The organism is Pseudomonas sp. MF6394, assembly GCF_002018845.1.
In the GTDB taxonomy this organism is placed as follows: domain Bacteria; phylum Pseudomonadota; class Gammaproteobacteria; order Pseudomonadales; family Pseudomonadaceae; genus Aquipseudomonas; species Aquipseudomonas lactis.
Window position 1 is genome coordinate 162264 of sequence record NZ_MVOJ01000004.1, and the last position, 23730, is coordinate 185993.

A 23730-nucleotide genomic window follows, 5' to 3' on the forward strand; every position below is an offset into this window, starting at 1 on the left:
CGGCGAGTCAGCGCCCGCCAACGGCGGGTTTGCTGGAGATCCCACATCCTTGTGGGGCGGAGCGCAAGCAAGGCTTACGCTCGAATACTTTACATTTTAGGCATGCCGCCGCCGGGCAACATACCGCCCATGCCGCGCATCATCTTGGCCATACCGCCCTTGGCGGAGAATTTCTTCATCATCTTCTGCATCTGCTTGTGCTGCTTGATCAAGCGACCGATGTCCTGCACCTGGGTGCCGGAACCCATGGCGATCCGGCGCTTGCGCGAACCGCTGATCAGCTCAGGGTCGCGGCGCTCGGCCGGGGTCATGGAGTTGATGATGGCTTCCATCTGCTTGAACTGCTTCTCTGCCGCGCCCTGGGCGTTGCCCATTTGCGCCAGGTTCACACCGCCGATGTTGGGCAGCTTGTCCATCAGGCCGCCGAGGCCGCCCATGTTCTTCATCTGTTGCAGCTGGTCGCGGAAGTCTTCGAGGTCGAAGCCCTTGCCCTTCTTCAGCTTCTTGGCCAGTTTGTCGGCCTTGTCCTTGTCGAGCGTGGCTTCGGCCTGCTCGATCAGGCTGAGTACGTCACCCATGCCGAGGATGCGCGAGGCGATACGCTCAGGGTGGAACGGCTCGAGCGCTTCGCTCTTCTCGCCCATACCGATGAACTTGATCGGCTTGCCAGTGATGGCACGTACCGACAGCGCGGCACCGCCACGGGCGTCGCCGTCGACCTTGGTGAGGATCACCCCGGTCAGCGGCAGTGCGTCACCAAAGGCCTTGGCGGTGTTGGCCGCATCCTGGCCGGTCATCGCGTCGACCACGAACAGGGTCTCGACCGGGTTGATCGCGGCATGCAGCGCCTTGATCTCGCCCATCATCTCTTCGTCGATGTGCAGGCGACCGGCGGTATCGACGATGACCACGTCGATGAACTTGAGCTTGGCTTCTTTAATAGCGGCGTTGGCGATGTCGACCGGCTTCTGGCTCAGGTCGGACGGGAAGAAGGTCACGCCCACTTCGCCCGCGAGCATTTCCAACTGTTTGATGGCCGCCGGACGGTATACGTCGGCCGACACCACCATCACGGATTTCTTCTTGCGCTCTTTAAGGAAGCGCGCCAGTTTGCCGGCTGTGGTGGTTTTACCCGCACCCTGCAAACCCGCCATCAGCACGACGGCTGGCGGCACGGCGCTGAGGTTCAGGTCTTCGTTGGCCGCGCCCATCAGGCTTTCGAGTTCGGCCTGGACGATCTTCACGAAGGCCTGGCCCGGAGTCAGGCTGCGGGACACTTCGGTGCCGACCGCACGTTCCTTGACCGAGTTGACGAAGTCCTTCACCACCGGCAAAGCCACGTCGGCTTCCAGCAACGCCATGCGCACTTCACGCAGGGTGTCTTTAATATTGTCCTCGGTCAGCTTGGCCTTGCCGGTAACGTGGCGCAGCGTCTGCGAGAGACGGTCAGTCAAGTTTTCAAACATGCGCGATCCTTTCAGGCCCTATTCATCGAAATGCAGGTAGACCGAGGTAATGGCGGCCCAGGCTGGGGGAAATCGCTATTAAAAACAGCGTTCGCCGAGCCTGCGGCGTGGGCAGGTCGCGGATTATAGCGAAGACTGCGCCCATGCACACCCGCTGTCTGGCGCGGGAGTCTTTCGTGCAACGCAGGTGTGTGCCAAACTCAACGCCTTTCGGGCTTGCCTACCAGGATTTATGCTCCCCTTGTCACCCAGTTTGCTACCCAGCCTCGCCGCCGCCATTTTGTATGCCGCTGCGACCCTCTATCAGGGCACTCGTCTGGCCCAAGGCACCAAAGCGGACAAACGTCTGCTCGTCGGCCTTGGCGTGCTGGCCCTGCTGGCCCATGCCGCCAGCCTGTTCACCCACCTGATGACCCCGGTTGGCCTGGGCCTGGACTTTTTCAGCGCCGCCAGCCTGATCGCCGCGGCCGTCATCGCGCTGACGCTGCTGGCCTGCTACCGGATTCCGGTGGAGAACCTGCTGGTGCTGCTATTCCCCCTGGGAATGCTGACGGTGCTGCTGGCGCAGTTCACCCCCACCGGCACCGTACAGGTGATCGACGAGGAGCCGGGCATCCTCGCCCACATCCTGCTGTCGATCCTCGCCTACGGCATGTTCACCATCGCGGTGTTCCAGGCCCTGCTCCTGCTGCTGCAGGATCACCAGCTCAAGCACAAGCACCCGTCGGGGCTGATCAAGAACTTCCCGCCCCTGCAAACCATGGAAAGCCTGCTGTTCGGGTTCCTGTGGGCCGGCTGGACCCTGCTGTCGCTGTCGCTGATCTCCGGCTGGCTGTTCGTCGAAAACCTGTTTGCCCAGCACCTGGTGCATAAAACCTTGCTGGCGTGCCTGGCGTGGGTGGTGTTCAGCGTGCTGTTGTGGGGGCGCAACCGCCTCGGCTGGCGCGGGCACAAGGCCATCCGCTGGACCCTGGCCGGTTTCTGCCTGTTGATGCTGGCCTATTTCGGCAGCAAGCTGGTTCGCGAATACATCCTGCATATCTGACGGGCAGTGATCATGGACAACTTGCCCTTAGGGCCGATGCTCGCCGTAATTGCCCTGCTGATTCTGTGGGCGGCGCTGTTTACTGCCATAGAAGCCGCACAACAACACCTGCTGGCCCTGCGCCCAGGCACACGCCAGGGCGACAAGGCGGCTGCGCGCCTGAGTTTCCCGCGCCATAGCCTGATCCTGTGCAACAGCCTGTGCCGCGCCGCCGTGGTGATTCTTTGCACCCTGCTGGCAATCTATGCCTGGGCAGAGAACGGGCCCTGGCTGGGCTGGCTGATTTCCTGCGCAGGGCTGCTGGTGCTGGCCGACTACCTGCCCCGCACCCTGGCCACCCGTCACCCGCAAGCAGTGCTGGGCTTTGGCAATACATTGCTGGGCGTGCCGCTGAAAATCCTCTACCCCCTGGCCTGGCTGCTCAATGGCATCAGCCTGCTGTTATTGCGCCCGTTTGCACGCAAATCCGGCATGGTCAAAAACAGCGACGAGCCCGTGCCCGACCATGACGACGACACAGAACCCGACACCGACGCCGACCGCACGCCTGGCCTGCCCGGTATCCATGCCCTGGACAACATCACGGTCAACGACATCCTGGTGCCGCGCAGCGAAGTGGACGGCATCAACCTCGATGAGCCGATAGAAGACATCATCGAACAGTTGCGTACCTCGCCACGCACCCGATTGCCGGTGTTCCACAGCGACATCAACCAGGTGCAGGCCGTGCTCAATACCCGGCAGGTCCAACACCTGCTGCCCGACGCCAGCCTGACCAAAGAGGCCCTGCTCGCCGCCTGCCACGAACCTTACTTCGTGCCGGAAAGCACGCCGTTGCAGCTGCAACTGCTGAACTTCCACAAACAGCAGCGGCGCCTGGGCATGGTAGTGGACGAGTACGGTGAAGTGCTGGGCATTGTCACCCTGGAAGATATTCTGGAAGAGATCGTCGGCGAATTCGAAAGCGATCAGGCTGTGGATAACCCGCATATCGAAGCCCAGCCCGATGGTCGCTACATCATCGACGGCGCCGCCTCGATCCGTGAACTGAACAAAAGCCTGGGCTGGCACCTGCCCAGCGACGGCCCCAAGACCCTCAACGGCCTGGTCACCGAGGCGCTGGAGACCATTCCCGATTGCGCGGTGTGCCTGAAAGTCGGCCGCTATCGCCTGGAAATCCTCGAGACCGAGGACAACCGGGTGAGCAAGGTGTTGATCTGGCATACCAGCCACGTGCCAGTCGCTGCATAAGCATCTGGACACACACGTTCCCATGTGGGAGCGGGCTTGCTCGCGAATGCGGTGGTTCAGTCAGAACATCTGCCACTGATACACCGCATTCGCGAGCAAGCCCGCTCCCACACTTGATCTGCTGTGGGTTCCCAAACCCACAAACCCCTTCCTATAATCCCTGCGGCTTACCCAAGCCCCGCCCGACCGCGTGCTACCCGCACCCAGCGTGTCCTGGCACCGCCTTACCATGTCCGACCGGTGTTTGCTCCCATCCCGAGCCGCCCCGCGCACAACCCTGATCCATGGGTGTTCGACCAATAATAATCCGCGTCCAAACGCGCAATAACCGTCAGGGATAACGTCATGAGCACCACCTACCAAGAGGCCGCGAGCGCCGCCCCAGCCAACTCGACCGCCCGCGTCGCCACCGCGAGCATCGTCGGCACCGCCATCGAGTTCTACGACTTCTACATCTACGCCACGGCCGCCGCCCTGGTGATCGGCCCGGTGTTCTTCCCCCAGACCTCCGGCACCGCGCAGATGCTGGCGTCGTTCCTGACCTTCGGCATCGCCTTTATCGCCCGCCCGTTGGGGTCGGCGTTATTCGGCCACTTCGGTGACCGTATCGGCCGTAAATCCACCCTGGTGGCTTCGCTGCTGCTGATGGGCGTGTGTACCACCTTGATCGGCTTGCTGCCGGGCTACGACAGCATCGGCGCCTGGGCCCCGATCCTCTTGTGTGTTTTGCGCTTCGGCCAAGGCTTGGGCCTGGGCGGGGAATGGGGCGGTGCGGCCTTGCTGGCAACCGAGAACGCGCCCAAGGGCAAGCGCGCCTGGTTCGGCATGTTCCCGCAACTGGGCCCGTCGATTGGCTTCCTGGCAGCCAACGGTTTGTTTCTGATTTTGGCCATGAGCCTGAATGACGAGCAGTTCCGCAGCTGGGGCTGGCGCATTCCGTTCATCCTCAGCGCCGCGCTGGTGATGGTGGGCCTGTATGCGCGCCTCAAGCTGCATGAGACGCCGGTATTCGCCAATGCCGTGGCTAAGGAAAAACCGGTGAAAGTGCCATTGGTGGAACTGTTCAGCCAGCATTGGCTGCCGGTACTGCTGGGCGCCGCGTCGATGGTGGTGTGCTATGCGCTGTTCTATATCACCACGGCGTTTTCGTTGAGCTACGGTGTTTCCACCTTGGGCTACAGCCGTGAAACCTTCCTCGCCCTGCTGTGTTTCGCGGTGTTGTTCATGGGGCTGGCAACGCCATTGGCCGCCCTGGCCAGTGATCGCTACGGGCGCAAGCCGGTGTTGATCGTCGGTGCGGTCCTGGCGATTCTGTCGGGCTTTACCATGGAGCCGCTGCTGACCCATGGCTCGACCTGGGCCGTGGCGCTGTTTCTGGCGCTGGAGCTGTTTTTGATGGGCGTGACGTTCGCACCGATGGGTGCCCTGCTGCCGGAATTGTTCCCGACGCGTGTGCGTTATACCGGCGCATCAGCCGCCTATAACTTGGGTGGGATCGTGGGGGCCTCGGCGGCGCCGTTCTTCGCGACCAAGCTGGTGGCGATGGGCGGGCTGAGTTATGTCGGTGGGTATGTGTCGGCGGCAGCGTTGCTGAGTTTGATTGCGGTGCTGTGCCTGAAAGAGACGCGGGATAACGACTTGAACAAGGTCGCCTGAAAGCCAAAAACTGTAGGAGCGAGCTTGCTCGCGAAAAAGGTACATCCGACACCGCAATGTGCCTGAAATACCTTCGCGAGCAAGCTCGCTCCTACAGGGACCGCTTTAGAGTTCTACAACAACAGCCTTGGAAGCACGGGTCGCTTTAGCCCGAGCCGCTTCAATCGACTCATCCCGCGCCAACGCCACGCCCATGCGGCGCTGGCCGTTCACTTCAGGTTTGCCAAACAGACGCAACGCTGTATCCGGCTCGCTCAGCGCGGCGCCAAGGTTGGCGAATGCGGTCTGGGTGGACTGCCCTTCCACCAGAATCACCGCCGACGCCGAAGGGCCGAACTGACGGATCAACGGGATCGGCAGACCCAGGATGGCGCGAGCGTGCAAGGCGAACTGCGACAGGTCTTGGGAAATCAGGGTCACCAGGCCAGTGTCATGGGGGCGCGGCGACACTTCGCTGAACCACACCTGGTCGCCCTTGATGAACAATTCCACACCAAACAGACCACGACCACCCAAGGCTTCGGTTACCGCCTTGGCAACGCGCTCGGATTCCGCCAAGGCAATCGGGCTCATGGCCTGCGGCTGCCAGGATTCCTGATAATCGCCCTTCTCCTGACGATGGCCCACCGGCGCGCAGAAAGTGGTGCCGCCGATGTGACGCACGGTCAGCAGGGTGATTTCGTAGTCGAAGTCGATAAAACCTTCGATGATCACCCGGCCCTTGCCGGCACGCCCGCCCTCTTGGGCGTAGTCCCAGGCTTTCTGCACGTCGTCGGCGCTGCGCAACAGGCTCTGGCCCTTGCCCGACGAACTCATCACCGGCTTGACCACGCACGGGAAGCCCAGGTCCTGGACGGCCTTGCTGTAGTCTTCGAAGGTATCGGCGAAGTGGTACGGCGAGGTCGGCAGGTCCAGCTCTTCGGCGGCCAGGCGACGGATGCCTTCACGGTTCATGGTCAGCGACGTGGCGCGGGCGGTGGGAATCACGGTGAAACCTTCGGCCTCCAGCTCAACCAATGTCGCGGTGGCGATGGCTTCGATTTCTGGCACGATGAAGTGCGGCTTCTCCGCCTCGATCACCGCACGCAACGCGGCGCCGTCGAGCATGTTGATCACATGGCTACGGTGCGCCACCTGCATGGCCGGCGCGTTGGCGTAGCGATCCACGGCAATCACTTCAACGCCCAGGCGTTGCAGTTCGATTACCACTTCCTTGCCCAGCTCACCGCAGCCACACAGCAAAACGCGGGTCGCGGTTGGCGACAATGGAGTTCCGATTCGGGTCATCTCAGGTCCTCAGGGGAGCGGATCATGGGGGAGAAAGGCCGGCATTTTACATGAACTGTAAAAATTGGCCTCAGTTGGCGACGGCCCGCCGGCGGATGCGCCAGGCCATGATCAGCCAGACCACGGTGACCCCGGCGAATTTGGACACCAGTGCAGTGCCCGCCACCGCCGGCGTCAGTGCGCCGATCAGGCCGAAAAAGATAAAGGTATCGAGGGGAATGCTCAGCGCCGAACTTATCCACAGGCGGTCATGCAGCGGGCGCTTGGTGATGCTGAATACCAGCCAGTCAATGCACTCGGACACCGCAAACGCCGTGGCACTGGCCAGGGCGATGGACGGGTCGGAGGTGATATAGGACAGCACCAGCGCCGCCAGCATGGCGATGATTGCGCCATGGCCGAAGCGGGTTTGCACCATGTCGCGCAGGATAAATACCAGGCCACCCCAAGCGGACCAGATAACGTCCAGGTGCGGGGCGGTGGAGAAGGCGAAGTTGATCAGCACGACGCTGCTGATGTAGGCGATCAGGAAAAACATGGGGATGGACCTGTGGGTAATGCCGCACAGGGTACACAATTACAAGGATGTCGTCTGGCAGGGCCTCATCGCAGGCAAGCCAGCTCCCACATTTGAGGGTATTCACACATCAAGGGTGGGAGCTGGCTTGCCTGCGATGGCGGCCTGTCAGGCGCCAGATTTCCCAGGGGTCATCCACATCATCCCACTCGCCACCGCCCGTTCATGGCACAACCCCAGCACCACCCGGCGCTCGGCGTTGTCCATGCGGCTCCAGCGCGTGATCTCATCCACATTGCGCTGGCAGCCAGTGCAGATATCGTCATCATCCAGCGCGCAAATGCTCACGCAGGGCGAGGCGACCGGTCGTTCAATTGTGCTCATTCCTGCTGCTCAGCCAGATCACGGGCATAACGCTGCGCGTTATGCACATAGTGCGCGGCGCTGGCTTCGAGCATGCGCTTTTGCGCCTCGGTCAGCTCACGCACCACTTTGCCCGGCGAGCCCATGACCAGCGAGCCGTCAGGGATTTCCTTGCCCTCACCGATCAGCGAGTTGGCGCCGATGATGCAGTGCTTGCCGATCTTGGCGCCATTGAGGATCACCGCGTTGATGCCGATCAGGCTGTAGTCATCGACCGTGCAGCCGTGCAGCATGGCGTTATGACCGATGGTCACGCCGGTGCCGAGGGTCAGCGGGTAGCCCATGTCGGTGTGCATCACGCTGCCGTCCTGCACGTTGCTGTTCTTGCCGATCAGGATCAGTTCGTTATCGCCACGCAATACCGCGTTGAACCAGACGTTGGCGCCCTCCTCCAGCTTGACCTTGCCCACCAAGGTGGCATTGGGTGCCACCCAACTGTGGGGGTGCGTCTCGACGCGGGCGTCGCCCAGGCGGTATTTCATGGTTTTTCCTCACGGCATGCCATTTAAGCGATGGCTTATAGATTGATGAAGCTCTTGGGCGGCTGGTGCAGGCTGATCTTGGCATCGTCATAGAGCAGGTTGATCAGCTCGACGATCATGATCGCCGTCAGCCCCCAGATTTTGTATTCGCCGAACCGGTAGCTGGGCACATACCAACTGCGGCCCTGGTAATCAATACGGTGGGTATGTTCGCGTGGGTCCTGTCGGAAAAAGTCCAAAGGCACGCTGAAAACCGCGGCAATCTCGGCGTCGTTGGCCAGGTATTCGACGTAATCGGGGATCACGCCCACATAGGGGGTTACGCGGATGCCGTGCAGGGAAATGAGCGGGCTCAACGGGCCGATGACTTCAACCAGCCCCGGCGGCAGGCCGATTTCTTCTTCGGCTTCGCGCAAGGCGGTAAAGATCAGGTCTGGGTCTTCGGGGTCGCGGCGCCCGCCGGGAAAGGCCACTTCGCCACCGTGGGTCGACAGGCCGCTGGCGCGCAGGGTCAGGATCAGCTCGGGTTCGTCACTGCGGGTAATCGGCACCAGCACCGCCGCCTCGGGGAAACGCCCGTCGGTTTCCAGGGTATGGGGGGTGTGATTGCTTACCCGGCGAAGTAGCTCGTCCAGCATGAGTCATCTCGGTCTGTTGGCTACCTTGCATCATGCACCAAAGCGTGCGAGCGCCCAACCCCAAAACCGCAGGGCTGTCGCGAAACGACAACTTGCAGGAACGCCCGGCACCGAGCCAAGATGTGCCCATTGTCCAGGAACCCCAGCATGAATTTCTGCAGCCAGTGCGGCAAACCGGTGACCCAACGCATTCCCGAAGGCGACGCACGCCTGCGTTATGTATGCGACCACTGCTCGACCATTCATTACCAGAACCCCAACATCGTCGCCGGTACGGTGCCGGTATGGGGCGACCAAGTGCTGCTGTGCCGCCGCGCCATCGAGCCACGCCTGGGTTACTGGACCCTGCCCGCAGGCTTTATGGAAAATGGCGAGACCGTCGAACAGGCGGCCATGCGTGAAACCCTGGAAGAAGCCTGCGCTCGCGTGCGCAACCTGAGCCTCTATACCTTGATCAATGTGCCGCACATCAGCCAGGTGCATATCTTCTACCGCGCTGAACTGATCGACCTGGACTTCGCCGCAGGCCAGGAAAGCCTGGAAGTGAAGCTGTTCGACGAAGCCGACATCCCTTGGTCCGAGCTGGCTTTCCGCACGGTCGGGCGTACCTTAGAATGCTTCTTCGCTGACCGTCGCCAACAGGCCTACCCGGTGCGCAGCGAGTCTGTGCCACCGCTGTCCAAGCCCGCCCAATAACAAGCCGGCCAATGTCGCCAAAGGGATACCGTTTCAATGCGTTGGTTGCTTGCTCTGATCTGCCTATCGTTCGCCACGCTGTCCCCGGCCTCCACGGTACAAACCCTTGACGGTAAAACGGTCGAGAAAGTCCTGGTCCTCAAGTCCGCCCACCAGCTGCAGCTGATCAACGACGGCAAGCCGTTCAAGACCTATCGCATTTCCCTGGGCAAGAACCCCAAGGGCCACAAGCTGATCGAAGGCGACCGCCGCACACCCGAAGGCCTCTACTGGCTCGACTGGCGCAAGACCAGCGACCGCTTCAACCTGGCCATGCACATTTCCTACCCCAACATCAGCGACGCCGCCCGCGCCCGCCGCGAAGGCGTGAAGCCGGGCAGCATGATCATGATCCACGGCACCCCCGACACCGAAGACTACCCGGAACAGTGGTTCCACACCCTGGACTGGACTGACGGCTGCATCGGCATGCGCAACGTAGATATGCGCGAAGTGTGGAACCTGGTCAAAGACGGCACCCTCATCGAGATTCGGCCGTAATCCCACGCCGTTCGTAAAATAATTCGAAAATAATTCCTGCCCCAGGCAGCGCCTGCCGGTGAATACCAGTTCACCGCGCGGGACCCTGCACTTGTGCGCGCCACAAAGACCTCTCTAATACCACTTGATATCAAGCCCCATTAAAGTGCCCTGAAACCGGGATTCGCACCGTTTTGGTAGCATTGACATGGTATTTAAGTGGTATTAGTTTTCGGCCATTACCGGGCGACAACACTCCAATAACGCATCGGAAACCTGACAGATGAACCCCATCCTGGCCCTGCGCCCCGACGACAAGCAATCCACGCCGCTGTACCTGCAACTGGCCCGCAGCCTTGAAGCAGCGATCCATGCCGGCCAGTGGAAATCCGAACAGGCCCTGCCTTCGGAACGCGCCCTCAGCGAGCAGTTGAGCATCTCGCGGGTCACCGCTCGTAAAGCGCTGGAAGTGTTGCTGGCTCAAGGCCTGATCCGTCGCAGCCAAGGCTCCGGCACCTTTATCACGCCGCGCCTGGAACAACCCTTGTCGCGCCTGTCGGGGTTCAGCGAAATGCTGCGGCTCAAGGGGTTTGTGCCCACGTCCCAGTGGCTGGAGCGCGACATTACCCCGCCAACCCATGAAGAACTGATCCGCCTGGGCCTGTCGCCCACCGACAAAGTGGCGCGCCTCAAGCGCCTGCGCAAAGCCGATGACACGGTGATGGCGATTGAAATGACCGCCATGCCGGCGTCGGTGTTGCCCCACCCCCAAGCCATCGGCAATTCGTTGTACGAATACCTGGAAAGCATCGGAAAACCCATCGTGCGCGCCTTGCAGCACATCCAGGCGATCAATGCCTCGGACGAGTTCGCCGCACTGGTCGGCATCGCCCCCGGCACCGCCATGCTGCTGATGACCCGCGTGGGCTACACCGCCGACAACACGCCGATTGAAATCACCGACACCTATTGCCGCAACGACTACTACGACTTTGTCGCAGAGCTGCGCCGCCATGACTACTCCGCCTGAAGGCGAACTTAGAGAACTGCCCATGACTGAAGACAATATCCTCACGCCCAGCGGCTGGATGCGCGGTCGCCTGGTGCACGAGCACGGCAAGGTGGTCGCCATTGACGGCACGCCGTGCGACCCGGCCGACAACGACCTGCCCTACCTGCTGCCGGGCTTTATCGACCTGCACGTACACGGCGGTGGCGGTGCCGACATCATGGAAGGTGCTCACGCCTTCGAGACCATTACCCGTACCCACGTGCGTTTTGGCACCACCTCGCTGCTGGCCACCACCATGACGGCGCCGGTGGAAGAAATCTCCTGGGTACTCGGTGAACTCGGCACGTTCTGCGAACAGCGCCCAGCCGGCAGCGCCCGCGTACTCGGCGTGCACCTGGAAGGCCCCTACATCAATCCGGGAAAACTCGGCGCCCAACCCAACTTCGCCCACACCGCGTTGATGCAGGAAGTGGAAGCCTACCTGCGCCTGGCGCCGATCCGGGTGATCACCATCGCCCCGGAAATCGCCGGCCACGACGGCCTGATCCGCGCCCTCAGCGAACGCGGCGTGCGCATGCAGATCGGCCACACCCTGGGCAGCTATGAAGAAGGCGTTGCGGCCCTGGCCGCCGGCGCCACCAGCTTCACCCATTTGTACAACGCCATGAGCCCGCTGCATCACCGCGAACCCGGCATCGTCGGCGCCGCGCTGGCCCACGCCCAGTACGCCGAGCTGATCCCCGACTTGCTGCATGTGCACCCCGGCGCCATGCGCGTGGCGCTGCGCTCGATCCCCTGCCTGTACTGCGTCACTGACTCCACCGCCGCCGCCGGCATGCCCGACGGCGAATACAAGCTGGGCAGCCACACCGTGACCAAATGCCTGGGTGGCGTGCGCCTGGCCGACGGCACCCTGGCCGGCAGCACCCTGACCATGGATCAGGCGCTGCGCAACCTGCTGAAAATCGGCCTGCCGCTCAGTGAAGCCTCACAACGCCTGTCGCAATTTCCTGCGGACTACCTGGGCCTGGAAGAACGCGGCCGCCTGCAACCCGGCAGCTTTGCCGACTGCGTGCGCCTGGACCGCTCCCTGACACTCACCGACGTAATGGTCGAAGGAGACACCATTGACTTCAAAAATGCTTGAAGAGGCCCTGGCCTCCTGCGACGCCGTCGCGGCCCAACTGCAACGCCTGGACCCGATGCTGGAAGAAATCGCCGGCCGCCTGCGCCGCCAGCCACCGCAAGTGGCGATGACCATCGCCCGTGGCAGTTCCGACCATGCCGCCAGCTACTTCGCCTACCTGACCATGCAGCATGTGGGCATTCCGGTGGCGTCGTTGCCGATGTCGGTGGTGACCCTGTTGCAGGCGCCGATGAAAGTCAGCGGCCAAGTGGCGTTTGGGTTCTCCCAGTCGGGGCAGAGCCCGGATCTGGTCAACAGCCTGCGCCTGTTGCGCAAACGTGGCGCCCTGAGCATCTCACTGGTCAACGCCGAAGACTCGCCGCTGGAAGCCGCCTGTGAATTCCACGTGCCGCTGTGCGCCGGGCCGGAACTCAGCGTGGCCGCCACCAAGAGCTTTATCGCCACCCTCAGCGCCAGCGCGCAGCTGATCGGCCACTGGAATCAAGAAGCCGACTTGCTGCAAGCCTGCCAGGCCTTGCCCGAGGGCCTGCGTGACGCGGCCAGACAGGATTGGCGCACGGCCATCGACGCGCTCAAAGGTAGCCAGCGCTTGATGGTGATCGGTCGAGGCGCCGGGTTTGCCATCGCCCAGGAAGCCGCGCTCAAGCTCAAGGAAACCTCGGCGATCCAGGCCGAAGCCTTCAGCAGCGCCGAAGTGCGCCACGGGCCGATGGCGCTGATCGACGAGAACTACCCCCTGCTGGTGTTCGCCCCACGCGGCGCCGAGCAGGCCGGCCTGTTGAGCCTGGCCGCCGATATGCGCCAACGCGGTGCCCGCGTGCTGCTGGCTGCGCCGGATGACATCGCCGAACGCGACCTGACCCTGAGCCGCGCTGAACACCCGAGCCTGGATCCGATCCTGGCGATCCAGAGTTTCTACGTGATGGCCGCCGGCCTTGCCGAGGCGCGTGGCATGGACCCGGACCAGCCGCGCCACCTGAGCAAAGTCACCCGCACGCACTAAAGCGGCGTTTTCCTGATGAGTACCGTGCCCATGCCCAACAACAATAATCCATTGACCCTTAGCGCCCCCTTGAGTGGGCCGGTGCTGGCCCTGAGCCGCGTCCCCGACGAAGTGTTCGCCAGCGGTGCCATGGGCGACGGTCTCGCTATCGACCCGCTGAACGATTGCCTGCAGGCGCCCTGTGACGGCGTGATCATCCATGTCGCCCGCACCGGGCATGCCCTGACCCTGCGCGCCGACAACGGTGCCGAAGTGTTGATGCACATCGGCATCGACACCGTGCAACTCAATGGCGAAGGCTTTGCCTTGCTGGTGAAGGAAGGTGCACGGGTGAGCCAGGGCCAGGCGCTGGTGCAGTTTGATCTGGACCGCATTGCGCGCCAGTGCAAGAGCCTGGTGAGCCTGATCATCCTCACCAACAGCGAGCGTTTTGCGCTGACGCCTCTGGCAGTGAAAAGCGTCAAGGCCGGCGAGCCGCTGATGCAGTTGGCCCCGCGGTCGGCCACCGCCGTGCAAGCAGCTGTGGATAACTCCAGCGCCGAAGCCAGCGCCAGCGTGCGCATCACCCACCGCGGCGGTTTGCATGCGCGCCCTGCCGCACTGGTGCGCAAGACCGCGCAAGGTTTCAGCAGCCAATCGCAGCTGCACATCGGCGATAAGTCAGCGGCGTGTGACAGCCTGATCGGCCTGATGGGGCTGGGCATTGGCGAAGGCGACGAGGTGCGGGTGACCTGCCGTGGCACCGATTGCGACGCCGCGTTGCAGGCACTGATTACCGCGCTGTCTGTGGTGGTGCACGATGAACATCACGCGCCGGTCGTGGCCACGCCCCGCCGCGTGAATACCGAAGCCAATGTACTGCAAGGCGTGTGCGCGGCACCGGGCCTGGTGTGTGGGCCGTTGTTCCGCCTCACGGGCATCGAGCTACCGCAAGACACCGGCAGCCATAATGTCGGCGAGCAACGGCAACAGCTGGATGCGGCCCTTGAACAAGTGCGCGGTGAAATCCGCAGCACCCTGGACCACGCTCGCCAACGCAAGAATGTCGAAGAAGAAGAGATCTTCGCCGCCCACCTCGCCCTGCTGGAAGACCCCGCATTGCTCGACGCGGCCACCGCCGCCATCGCACAGGGCAGCGCCGCCACCCACGCCTGGCGCGATGCGATCCAGGCCCAATGCGCCGTGCTGCTGGCCTTGGGCAAGCCGCTGTTCGCCGAGCGCGCCAACGACCTGCGCGACCTGCAACAACGGGTATTGCGTGCGTTGCTGGGTGAAGCCTGGCACTTCGAATTGCCGGCCGGGGCGATTGTCAGCGCCCATGAACTGACGCCCTCGGACTTGCTGCAACTGAGCACGCAAAACGCAGCGGGCATCTGCATGGCCGAAGGCGGCGCGACCTCCCATGTGGCCATTTTGGCGCGGGGCAAAGGCTTGCCCTGTGTGGTGGCATTGGGCGATGAAGTGCTCGACGTGCCCCAAGGCCAACGGGTGGTGCTCGACGCCGCCAATGGCCGCCTGGAACTGGCCCCCAGCGACGCGCGCCATGCCGAAGTGCACCAGATTCGCGAAACACAAAAACTGCGACGTCAGCAACAGCAGGCCCAAGCCCAGCAAGCGGCGAGTACCCGCGATGGCGTGACCATCGAAATCGCCGCCAATGTCGCCTCCAGCAGCGAAGCCCAACTGGCGTTTGCAAACGGCGCCGATGGCGTCGGCCTGCTGCGCACCGAATTCCTGTTTGTCGACCGTCGCACCGCGCCGGATGAGCAGGAACAACGCCAGGCTTATCAGGCTGTGCTAGACGCCATGGGTGACAAGTCGGTGATCATCCGCACCATCGATGTGGGCGGCGACAAGCAACTCGACTACCTGCCGCTGCCCGTCGAGGCCAACCCGGTGCTGGGCCTGCGCGGCATTCGCATGGCCCAGGTACGCCCGGAACTGCTCGACCAGCAACTGCGCGCCCTGTTGCAAGTCTCGCCGCTGGCGCGTTGCCGCATCCTGTTGCCAATGGTCAGCGAGGTGGACGAACTGCTGCACATCCGCCAGCGCCTGGATGAACTGTGCGCCGAGTTGGGTTTGAGCCAGCGCCCCGAACTGGGGGTGATGATCGAAGTGCCCGCCGCTGCGCTGATGGCTGAACAGCTGGCCGAACATGCGGACTTTTTGTCCATCGGCACCAATGACCTTTCCCAGTACACCCTGGCCATGGACCGCGACCACGCAGGCCTGGCCGCCCGTGTCGACGCGCTGCACCCGGCGTTGTTGCGGCTGATCGCCCAAACCTGCGCCGGCGCGGCCAAGCATGGCCGTTGGGTTGGCGTGTGCGGTGCGTTGGCCTCTGACCCGCTGGCCACGCCCGTACTGGTCGGCCTGGGCGTCACCGAGCTGTCGGTGAGCCCGCCGCAGATCGGAGAGATCAAGGACCGCGTTCGCCACCTGGACGCGGCGCAATGCCGGCAACTGAGCCAGGAGCTGCTCAACCTGAGCAGCGCCAAGGCCGTTCGCCAAGCCTGTCAACACCACTGGCCGCTGAGCTGAAAACAACAAGAATAGGGAGACACGCCATGTACCAACACTTTATCGAAGGCCTGCAACGCCTGGGCCGCGCACTGATGCTGCCGATTGCGATCCTGCCGATTGCCGGCCTGTTGCTGCGCCTGGGCGACACCGACTTGCTCAACATTGCGGTGATGCACGACGCCGGCCAGGCGATCTTCGCCAACCTGGCGCTGATCTTCGCCATCGGCATCGCCGTGGGGTTTGCCCGTGACAACAACGGCACTGCGGGCCTGGCCGGGGCGATTGGCTACCTGGTGATGATCTCCACGCTCAAGGTGATGGACACCACCATCAACATGGGCATGCTCGCCGGTATCGCCAGCGGCCTGATGGCCGGTGGGCTGTACAACCGCTTCAAGGACATCAAGTTGCCGGAATACCTGGCGTTCTTCGGTGGTCGACGGTTTGTACCGATTGTCACCGGCTTCAGCGCGGTGGGCCTGGGCGTGATTTTCGGCCTGATCTGGCCGCCGATCCAGCACGGCATCAACAGCTTCGGGGTGCTGCTGATGGAAAGCGGCAGCCTGGGCGCGTTCGTGTTTGGCGTGTTCAACCGCCTGCTGATCGTCACCGGCTTGCATCACATCCTTAACAACATGGCCTGGTCCGTGTTCGGCAGCTTTACCGACCCGGTAACCGGCGCGGTGGTCACCGGTGACCTGACCCGCTACTTTGCCGGCGACCCCAAAGGCGGCCAGTTCATGACCGGCATGTTCCCGGTGATGCTGTTCGGCCTGCCCGCCGCGTGCCTGGCGATGTACCGCAATGCGCTGCCTGAGCGGCGTAAAGTGATGGGCGGGATTTTTCTGTCGATGGCGCTGACCTCGTTCCTCACCGGCGTGACCGAACCGATTGAATTTGCCTTCATGTTCCTGGCGCCATTTCTGTACTTGATCCATGCGTTGCTCACCGGCCTGTCGATGGCGGTCACCGACCTGCTGAATATCCACCTGGGCTTTACCTTCTCCGGTGGGTTTATCGACATGGTGCTGGGCTGGGGCAAGTCCACCAATGGCTGGCTGGTGGTACCGGTGGGCCTGGCCTACGCGGTGATCTACTACAGCGTGTTCAGCTACTGCATCCGCCGCTTCAACCTGAAGACACCGGGCCGTGAAGACATCCAGGTGGTGCAGGCTGAAGCGATGAGTGATAACCAGCGTGCGACGGCTTATATCCAGGCGTTGGGCGGCGCTGAGAACTTGCTGAGTGTGGGTGCTTGTACCACGCGGCTGCGCTTGGACATGGTGGATCGCAACAAGGCGGTGGATGCGCAGCTCAAAGCGCTGGGTGCCATGGCTGTGGTGCGGCCGGGGAATGGGGGGAGTTTGCAGGTGGTGGTTGGGCCGATGGCCGATAGCATTGCCGATGAAATTCGCTTAGCGATGCCGGGGTTTATTGCCGCAGCGCCTGTAGCGGTTGCACCTGTGGATAAGCCGGTAACGGTGAATGTGCAGGAGGCTGAGAAGTGGCTGAGTGCCTTGGGTGGCCGGGGGAATGTGCGCCATCTGGAAGCGGTAGCGATGACCCGGTTGCGGGTGGAGTTGGGGGATGATTCGCGGTTGTCTGAGGCTCAGCTCACTGCGCTGGGCTGTCAGGGTGTGAGTCAGCTTGAGAGCGGTGTTTGGCACCTGTTGATGGGTGACAAGGCATCGGGGTTGGGTGAAGCGCTGGAGCGGTTGGTGACTCACCCGATCAATGCCTGACGGCGCAAGGGTGACGCAGAGCGTCACGGGATGCGTTCCCACGCAGAGCGTGGGAACGATCAAACATTAGTAAGCGTCTTAAGTAACCGTGATCACCCATGGTTCCGAGCTATCTTGTGTATCTCTGTTAACGGCCACGAACTCGTATTTCTTGGCATCCAAATTGTTCACAGTAACTTCGAAGGGGGTACCAGCCGTGGCTTGCGCACTCCCTAAGACCTGCCCTTGCGGGCCATCTTTGATATCAACAAGCCCAGAAACAGAGACGCGACCGGTAAAGATCAAAGTTCTACGAGGCGTATTGCCGCCACTTGGAATCTCTTGGTTACCTGCCGTTTTAACGCTGGTAATAGAAACAACCATGATCATTCTCCATCTGCGTAAGTGAGGAGCCAGTGAGCCATTATTGGCGAACAGGGGTAACTGTTAGAAATAACAGTTTCGATGAGCGGTTCGGGCCACTTTAGTGGTTGGGCGAGGCGTTGGAGCGGTTGGTCAGTGGCGTTGAGGTCGGTGCCAGGCTCTAGAGATGTCGTGGCTATTCTGGCCTATTCGCGAGCAAGCCCGCTCCCACATTTGACCGCGTTGCCAAGTCAGGCACCGATCAAAATGTGGGAGCGGGCTTGCTCGCGAATGGGTTTTAACTGGCGCCGGAAGGTTTAAGCTCGGGCACTTCGTTCAAGTCCAACACCCGATCCACCATGAGCTGAATACCCTCCAGCATCCGGCAAATCGCCAAGACAACATCACGCTGCGCGCCAGCGACTTCAAACGCCAGCTGGCTGGTTAGCGCCTGCAGCGAAGCGATGTCCTGCGAGGTATTGGCGAGCAAGGTTTCGCTATCGATACTGCGTCGTACGCTGAATAACTGATCGGAAGGGGGATTGGGACTGTCTTTGATCATGGTAATGCTCCTCAAAAAATGGGAACTACCAACATCACTTGCAGATGATGGGTGGCAGCTGTGTGCGGGCCTGCAAGACCAAGGAAGGAGCATCCCGGGTAGACCCAAAGGTCTCCCGCACACAGCCACCATAAAGCGATGACCATGAAAAGCGCCACGATTATAGCGGCGCTTATGAGCTCCAACATAATTTCGGCGGGCTTGCAGTCCCGGTCGCTGAATTGGCAGCGACTGACGAAGGTTAGTGGTACCCGTTCTGAGGGACAACCTGAAAGGCTTGTCGGAAAATTCTGAGGCACCTGCACCGGCGCCATCGCAGGCAAGCCAGCTCCCACAGTGGGGTGATGCATGACAGGACAACACGTTCAAACTGTGGGAGCCGGGCTTGCCCGCGATGAGCATAGCTATACACAACTTCGGCACGAAGCTAAATCTGTGGCGAGGGAGCTTGCTCCCGTGACGATTAGACAGCCGACGCCTATCTACCTGACACCCCACGATCCAAATGTGGGAGCGGGCTTGCTCGCGAAGACGGCCTAACAGTTAACACAGTTGGACCGTGTACATATCCATTCCTGCGGTAACGGCCACCTAAGGTTCCGCTCTGACAGCGGCTCACTTTTGAAAAGCGCAAAAGTAAGCAAAACGCTCTTGCCCCACCACTCGGCACCTCGCTTAGGCTCGGTGTGCCCGAACACAGGCTTGAATCCGTGGGCCGCCGCCACGCGCCATCCATGGCGCGGGGCGGCTAACCCGGCGTCCTGCCGGGTTACCCACGAATTCAAGCCTGCGTTCGGCCAGCGTGGTTTAACGGGGCGCCTGAGATCAAAAGCAGATCAAGATCAAGAGCGGCTCGCTTCGCATCGTGGTTACCGTTGGGGCGCTACAGAGTTGTGTAGATACCTATGCCGCGATGAGGCCCTTGCAGACAACAAAAAACCCGCCGGCCAAACTGGCCCAGCGGGTTTCTTGTTTATGCAGCCAGCCGATCAAAAATCCGCCAACTGCCACACCTCATACGCCGGAGTCTCATACGGGTGACTGAGTTTCAAAGCAGCCACAGCGGCCACGATCAATTCATCTGCCACCACCAACTCAACCTTCCACTCTTCAACTACTTCAACCTGGCCCACCTGCCCGATAAACGGCTGACTGCCGTCCAACGCGCGGAATTGGCCTTGGCCCAGCACTTGCCAGGCGCAGCTGTCGTAGTCGCCGATGCGCCCGCCGCCAGCGGTGAAGACGGCGGTTTTCACCGTCTCTACATGGCTGTCGGGCACGAAGAAGGCGAGCTTGTACACGGCCTTAGTTCACCCACACGCGGGCGTTGCGGAACATGCGCATCCAGGCGCCGTCTTCGTTCCACTCTTCCGGGCGCCATGAGTTCTGCACGGCGCGGAATACGCGCTCCGGGTGCGGCATCATGATGGTCACGCGGCCGTCGCGGCTGGTGAGGCCGGTGATCCCGCGCGGCGAGCCGTTCGGGTTGGCCGGGTAGTTTTCGGTGACCTTGCCATGGTTATCGACAAAGCGCAGGGCCACGGTGCCGGACAGGTCGGCTTCAAGCAACGCTTCTTCGCTGCTGAATTCGGCGTGGCCTTCACCGTGGGCGATGGCGATTGGCATGCGCGAACCGGCCATGCCCTGCAGGAAGATGGAGTTGGATTCCTGCACCTGAACCATGGCAACACGGGCTTCGAACTGCTCGGAACGGTTGCGCACAAAGTGCGGCCAGAACTCGCTGCCCGGGATCAGTTCGCTGAGATTGGACATCATCTGGCAACCGTTGCACACACCCAGGGTGAAGCTGTCGTTGCGTTCGAAGAAGCCCTGGAACGCGTCGCGGGCACGGCTGTTGAACAGGGCCGACTTGGCCCAGCCTTCACCGGCACCCAGCACGTCGCCGTAGGAGAAACCACCGCAGGCCACCAGGCCTTTGAACTCGTTGAGGTCAACGCGACCGGCGAGGATGTCGCTCATGTGCACGTCGATCGCATTGAAGCCGGCGCGGTCGAACGCGGCCGCCATTTCCACCTGGCCGTTGACGCCCTGCTCACGCAGCACGGCAACCTGTGGGCGGATGCCCTTCTTGATGTAAGGCGCGGCGATGTCCTGGTTGACGTCGAAGCTGAGCATGGTGCTCAGGCCCGGGTTGTCTTCTTCCAGGATCACGTCGAATTCCTGCTCGGCGCAGTCGGCGTTGTCGCGCAGGCGTTGGATCTGGTAGCTGGTCTCGGCCCACTGGCGTTGCAGCAAGCGGCGCTGACCGGTAAAGACCGTGTCGCCGTTGAACGAGATATTGACTTCGCCGTTGTTGATCGGCTGGCCAATCACCGCCACGCACTCGGCCAGGCCAGCGGCGCTGAACTGCGCGAGCACGTCTGGGGTCGCGTCCTGGCGCACCTGAATCACCGCACCCAGCTCTTCGTTGAACAGGATGCCGTTGATTTCGGCAGCATCCTCGGCAACGCTGTCGAGCACGATGTTCAGGCCGCAGTGACCGGCGAAGGCCATTTCGACAACGCTGGTCAGCAAACCACCGTCGGAACGGTCGTGGTAAGCCAGCAGGTGGCCGTCGGCATTCAGGCCCTGGATCACGGCAAAGAAGGCTTTGAGGTCTTCGGCGTCATCGACGTCCGGGGCCTGCTTGCCGAGCTTGCCATGGGTTTGCGCCAGGATCGAGGCGCCCATGCGGTTCTGGCCACGGCCCAGGTCGATAAGGATCAGGTCGGTGGTGCCCTTGTCCATGCGCAGTTGCGGAGTCAGGGTCTGGCGGATGTCGGTGACCGGCGCAAAACCGGTGACGATCAACGACAGCGGCGACGTGACGCTCTTGTCGGTGCCGTCTTCGTTCCAACGGGTGGCCATGGACATGGAGTCCTTGCCCACCGGAATGGTGATACCCAGCTCCGGGCACAGCTCCATGCCGACGGCTTTGACCGTGTCGTACAGGCGCGCATCTTCACCCGGGTGGCCGGCAGCGGACATCCAGTTGGCCGACAGTTTGATGTCGGACAGCTTGCCGATACGCGAGGCCGCGATGTTGGTGAGGGTTTCACCAATGGCCATGCGGCCCGACGCCGGAGCGTCCAGCAAGGCCAGCGGTGTGCGCTCGCCCATGGCCATGGCTTCACCGGTGTACACATCGAAGCTGGTGGCGGTGACGGCAACGTCAGCCACCGGCACTTGCCATGGGCCGACCATTTGGTCACGGGCAACCAGGCCTGTGATGGTGCGGTCGCCGATGGTGATCAAAAAGCTTTTGCTCGCCACGGCCGGGTGGTGCAGTACGCGTTCGATGCTGTTGGCCAGGTCCAGCGTGCTTGGGTCGAAATCATCGCCCAGTTCGCTTTCACGTACCGCCGAACGGTGCATGCGCGGAGCCTTGCCCAGCAGCACTTCCAACGGCATGTCCACCGGGCTGTTGCCGAAGTGGCTGTCGGTGACCGTCAGTTGTGGCTCGGCAGTGGCTTCGCCGACCACGGCAAACGGGCAACGCTCGCGTTCGCAGATGGCCTGGAAGCGTGCGAAGTCTTCAGGGCCGACGGCCAGTACGTAGCGTTCTTGGGATTCGTTGCTCCAGATTTCGTGCGGGGCCATGCCCGGCTCGTCGTTTGGAATGTTGCGCAGTTCGAAACGGCCACCACGGTCGCCGTCGTTGACCAGTTCCGGGAAGGCGTTGGACAAACCACCGGCGCCGACGTCATGGATGAAGCTGATCGGGTTCTTGTCACCCAACTGCCAGCAACGGTCGATGACTTCCTGGCAGCGGCGCTCCATCTCAGGGTTTTCGCGCTGTACGGAAGCAAAATCCAGGTCTGCCGAGCTGGTGCCGGTGGCCATGGAAGAAGCCGCACCGCCGCCCAGGCCGATCAACATCGCCGGGCCGCCGAGCACGATCAGCTTGGAGCCAACCAGAATCTCGCCTTTCTTGACGTGTTCTTCACGGATGTTGCCCATGCCGCCGGCCAACATGATCGGTTTGTGGTAACCGCGCACTTCATCGCCACGCGGGGTGGTGATGGACTGCTCGAAGGTCCGGAAGTAGCCGGTGAGCGCCGGGCGCCCGAATTCGTTGTTGAACGCGGCGCCGCCCAGCGGGCCTTCGATCATGATGTCCAGCGCGGTGACGATGCGCTCAGGCTTGCCGTACGGCACTTCCCACGGCTGTTCGAAGCCCGGGATCTGCAGGTTGGACACGGTGAAACCGGTGAGGCCCGCCTTGGGCTTGGCGCCACGGCCGGTGGCACCTTCATCGCGGATTTCGCCACCGGAACCTGTGGCTGCGCCCGGGAATGGGGCAATCGCGGTCGGGTGGTTGTGGGTTTCAACCTTCATCAGGATATGCACCGGCTCCTGCACCGCGCCGTATTGGCGGGTTTCAGGGTCGGGGAAGAAACGGCCGGCGACGGAGCCGACGATCACCGAGGCGTTGTCCTTATAAGCCGACAGAACGCCTTCGCTGTGCATCACGTAGGTGTTCTTGATCATGCCGAACAGGCTTTTTTCCTGGCTTTGGCCGTCGATGTCCCAACTGGCGTTGAAGATCTTGTGACGGCAGTGCTCGGAGTTGGCCTGGGCGAACATCATCAGTTCGATGTCGTGGGGGTTGCGCTTCAAGCCGTTGAAGGCGTTGACCAGGTAGTCGATCTCGTCTTCGGCCAGGGCCAGGCCCAGCTCGGTGTTGGCCTTCTCGAGGGCGGCGCGGCCACCGCCCAGCACGTCAATGGCGGTGAGCGGCTTGGGTTCGGCGTGGCTGAACAGGCCGGCAGCCTGTTCCAACTGGCTGACGATGATCTGGGTCATGCGGTCGTGCAGGCTGCTGGCGATCAGCTCGGCCTCGGCGTCGCTGAACTGGCCAGCCACGTAGAAGGCGATCCCACGTTCCAGGCGCTGGATTTTATCCAGGCCGCAGTTGCGGGCGATGTCGCTGGCCTTGCTTGACCAGGGCGAGATGGTGCCGAACCGCGGCAGAACCAGGAACAAGCGGCCAGTCGGCTCTTGAACGGGAACGCTTGGGCCGTACTTCAGAAGGCGTGCCAGCACTTGCTGTTCGTCGGCGGTCAAGACGCCGGTTACGTCGGCGAAGTGAGCAAATTCAGCGTACAGGCCTGTAACAGCTGGAACCTTCTGGCTCAGTTGCTCAAGGAGTTTGCTGTGGCGAAAGGCAGAAAGGGCAGGAGCGCCGCGCAGGATCAACATCTTCGGGACAGCCTCGGGAAGGGGTGTGCTTTGAGGCCGTGCATTCTAGCGTAAACCTTCGCCAACGGCACCCGAAACGCTACCGGTGGCCGCCGCCGAACGTCAGTTGGCACGCTTTGCCTGCGATCACGGCGTTATCCAGGGCATTGGGCGCAGTTATTTTAACCGTCACAAACGCTCGCCAACCCCCGTTTCTGCGGGCTGCAGCACAGTTTTG

20 protein-coding genes are annotated in these 23730 nt (G+C 62.1%); 10 read left to right on the forward strand and 10 right to left on the reverse strand.

The features are described 5' to 3' along the window. Positions 1-89: 89 nt before the first annotated feature. A complete protein-coding gene (gene ffh, locus MF6394_RS06765) occupies positions 90-1466 on the reverse strand; it encodes a signal recognition particle protein (RefSeq protein ID WP_003193965.1) in 1377 nt (458 codons plus the stop codon). A gap of 232 nt (positions 1467-1698) precedes the next feature. Here ffh and MF6394_RS06770 point away from each other — a divergent pair, with 232 nt between their 5' ends. The 3 genes from MF6394_RS06770 to MF6394_RS06780 all read left to right on the forward strand — a co-directional run bounded on the left by MF6394_RS06770 (position 1699) and on the right by MF6394_RS06780 (position 5418). Next, positions 1699-2511, forward strand: a complete 813-nt coding sequence (locus MF6394_RS06770; protein WP_034115853.1) for a cytochrome C assembly family protein — start codon at positions 1699-1701, stop codon at positions 2509-2511. 12 nt (positions 2512-2523) lie between these two features. Continuing rightward, complete coding sequence (locus tag MF6394_RS06775) at positions 2524-3762, forward strand: transporter associated domain-containing protein (RefSeq protein WP_078466366.1); 1239 nt, start codon at positions 2524-2526, stop codon at positions 3760-3762. Between the two features lie 345 nt (positions 3763-4107). Next, positions 4108-5418 carry an MFS transporter gene (locus MF6394_RS06780; protein WP_078466367.1) on the forward strand — a complete coding sequence of 437 codons (1311 nt, stop codon included), beginning with the start codon at positions 4108-4110 and terminating at the stop codon, positions 5416-5418. 105 nt (positions 5419-5523) lie between these two features. Here MF6394_RS06780 and purT read toward each other — a convergent pair whose 3' ends face one another. From purT to MF6394_RS06805, 5 genes are all read right to left on the reverse strand, one after another. After that, positions 5524-6705: a formate-dependent phosphoribosylglycinamide formyltransferase gene (purT, locus tag MF6394_RS06785; RefSeq protein ID WP_017139720.1), complete on the reverse strand. Its 1182-nt coding sequence runs from the start codon at positions 6703-6705 to the stop codon at positions 5524-5526. 70 nt (positions 6706-6775) lie between these two features. Continuing rightward, positions 6776-7243, reverse strand: coding sequence for a preQ0 transporter (locus tag MF6394_RS06790; RefSeq protein WP_003193971.1), 468 nt, complete (start codon positions 7241-7243; stop codon positions 6776-6778). Between the two features lie 147 nt (positions 7244-7390). Then, positions 7391-7606: a DUF1289 domain-containing protein gene (locus MF6394_RS06795; protein ID WP_003193973.1), complete on the reverse strand. Its 216-nt coding sequence runs from the start codon at positions 7604-7606 to the stop codon at positions 7391-7393. After that, positions 7603-8127: a gamma carbonic anhydrase family protein gene (locus MF6394_RS06800; RefSeq protein WP_044272404.1), complete on the reverse strand. Its 525-nt coding sequence runs from the start codon at positions 8125-8127 to the stop codon at positions 7603-7605. The genes MF6394_RS06795 and MF6394_RS06800 overlap by 4 nt, the downstream gene beginning before the upstream one ends. Before the next feature lie 35 nt (positions 8128-8162). Beyond that, positions 8163-8765 carry a CoA pyrophosphatase gene (locus tag MF6394_RS06805; RefSeq protein WP_032895425.1) on the reverse strand — a complete coding sequence of 201 codons (603 nt, stop codon included), beginning with the start codon at positions 8763-8765 and terminating at the stop codon, positions 8163-8165. A gap of 147 nt (positions 8766-8912) precedes the next feature. Between MF6394_RS06805 and MF6394_RS06810 the strand changes: the two genes are divergently transcribed. The 7 genes from MF6394_RS06810 (at position 8913) to nagE (ending at position 17407) form a co-directional block, all read left to right on the forward strand. Continuing rightward, on the forward strand, positions 8913-9461 hold the full coding sequence (locus MF6394_RS06810) for an NUDIX hydrolase (protein WP_047711704.1): 549 nt from the start codon (positions 8913-8915) through the stop codon (positions 9459-9461). 36 nt (positions 9462-9497) lie between these two features. Next, the gene (locus tag MF6394_RS06815; protein WP_047711705.1) at positions 9498-10001 is read left to right on the forward strand and encodes a L,D-transpeptidase family protein; all 504 of its coding nucleotides are present in this window, start codon (positions 9498-9500) and stop codon (positions 9999-10001) included. A gap of 262 nt (positions 10002-10263) precedes the next feature. After that, positions 10264-11010, forward strand: a complete 747-nt coding sequence (locus tag MF6394_RS06820) for a GntR family transcriptional regulator (protein ID WP_032895423.1) — start codon at positions 10264-10266, stop codon at positions 11008-11010. 22 nt (positions 11011-11032) lie between these two features. Beyond that, a complete protein-coding gene (nagA, locus tag MF6394_RS06825) occupies positions 11033-12139 on the forward strand; it encodes an N-acetylglucosamine-6-phosphate deacetylase (RefSeq protein WP_078466368.1) in 1107 nt (368 codons plus the stop codon). Next, positions 12120-13142, forward strand: a complete 1023-nt coding sequence (locus tag MF6394_RS06830; RefSeq protein WP_102047756.1) for an SIS domain-containing protein — start codon at positions 12120-12122, stop codon at positions 13140-13142. Before nagA ends, MF6394_RS06830 begins: the two co-directional genes overlap by 20 nt. A 30-nt stretch (positions 13143-13172) precedes the next feature. Then, positions 13173-15683 carry a phosphoenolpyruvate--protein phosphotransferase gene (ptsP, locus tag MF6394_RS06835; RefSeq protein WP_078466370.1) on the forward strand — a complete coding sequence of 837 codons (2511 nt, stop codon included), beginning with the start codon at positions 13173-13175 and terminating at the stop codon, positions 15681-15683. Between the two features lie 26 nt (positions 15684-15709). Then, on the forward strand, positions 15710-17407 hold the full coding sequence (gene nagE / locus MF6394_RS06840) for an N-acetylglucosamine-specific PTS transporter subunit IIBC (protein WP_078466371.1): 1698 nt from the start codon (positions 15710-15712) through the stop codon (positions 17405-17407). A gap of 78 nt (positions 17408-17485) precedes the next feature. Here nagE and MF6394_RS06845 read toward each other — a convergent pair whose 3' ends face one another. From MF6394_RS06845 to purL, 4 genes are all read right to left on the reverse strand, one after another. Continuing rightward, entirely contained in the window at positions 17486-17770 is a 285-nt protein-coding gene (locus tag MF6394_RS06845) for a hypothetical protein (RefSeq protein WP_047711710.1), read from the reverse strand. Positions 17771-18047: 277 nt separating this feature from the next. Further along, complete coding sequence (locus tag MF6394_RS06850; protein ID WP_032895417.1) at positions 18048-18311, reverse strand: DUF6124 family protein; 264 nt, start codon at positions 18309-18311, stop codon at positions 18048-18050. A 989-nt stretch (positions 18312-19300) separates the two neighbouring features. Then, positions 19301-19612, reverse strand: coding sequence for an NGG1p interacting factor 3 protein, NIF3 (locus MF6394_RS06865; RefSeq protein ID WP_047711711.1), 312 nt, complete (start codon positions 19610-19612; stop codon positions 19301-19303). 4 nt (positions 19613-19616) lie between these two features. Continuing rightward, positions 19617-23513 carry a phosphoribosylformylglycinamidine synthase gene (gene purL / locus MF6394_RS06870; protein ID WP_044268047.1) on the reverse strand — a complete coding sequence of 1299 codons (3897 nt, stop codon included), beginning with the start codon at positions 23511-23513 and terminating at the stop codon, positions 19617-19619. Positions 23514-23730: the final 217 nt, after the last annotated feature.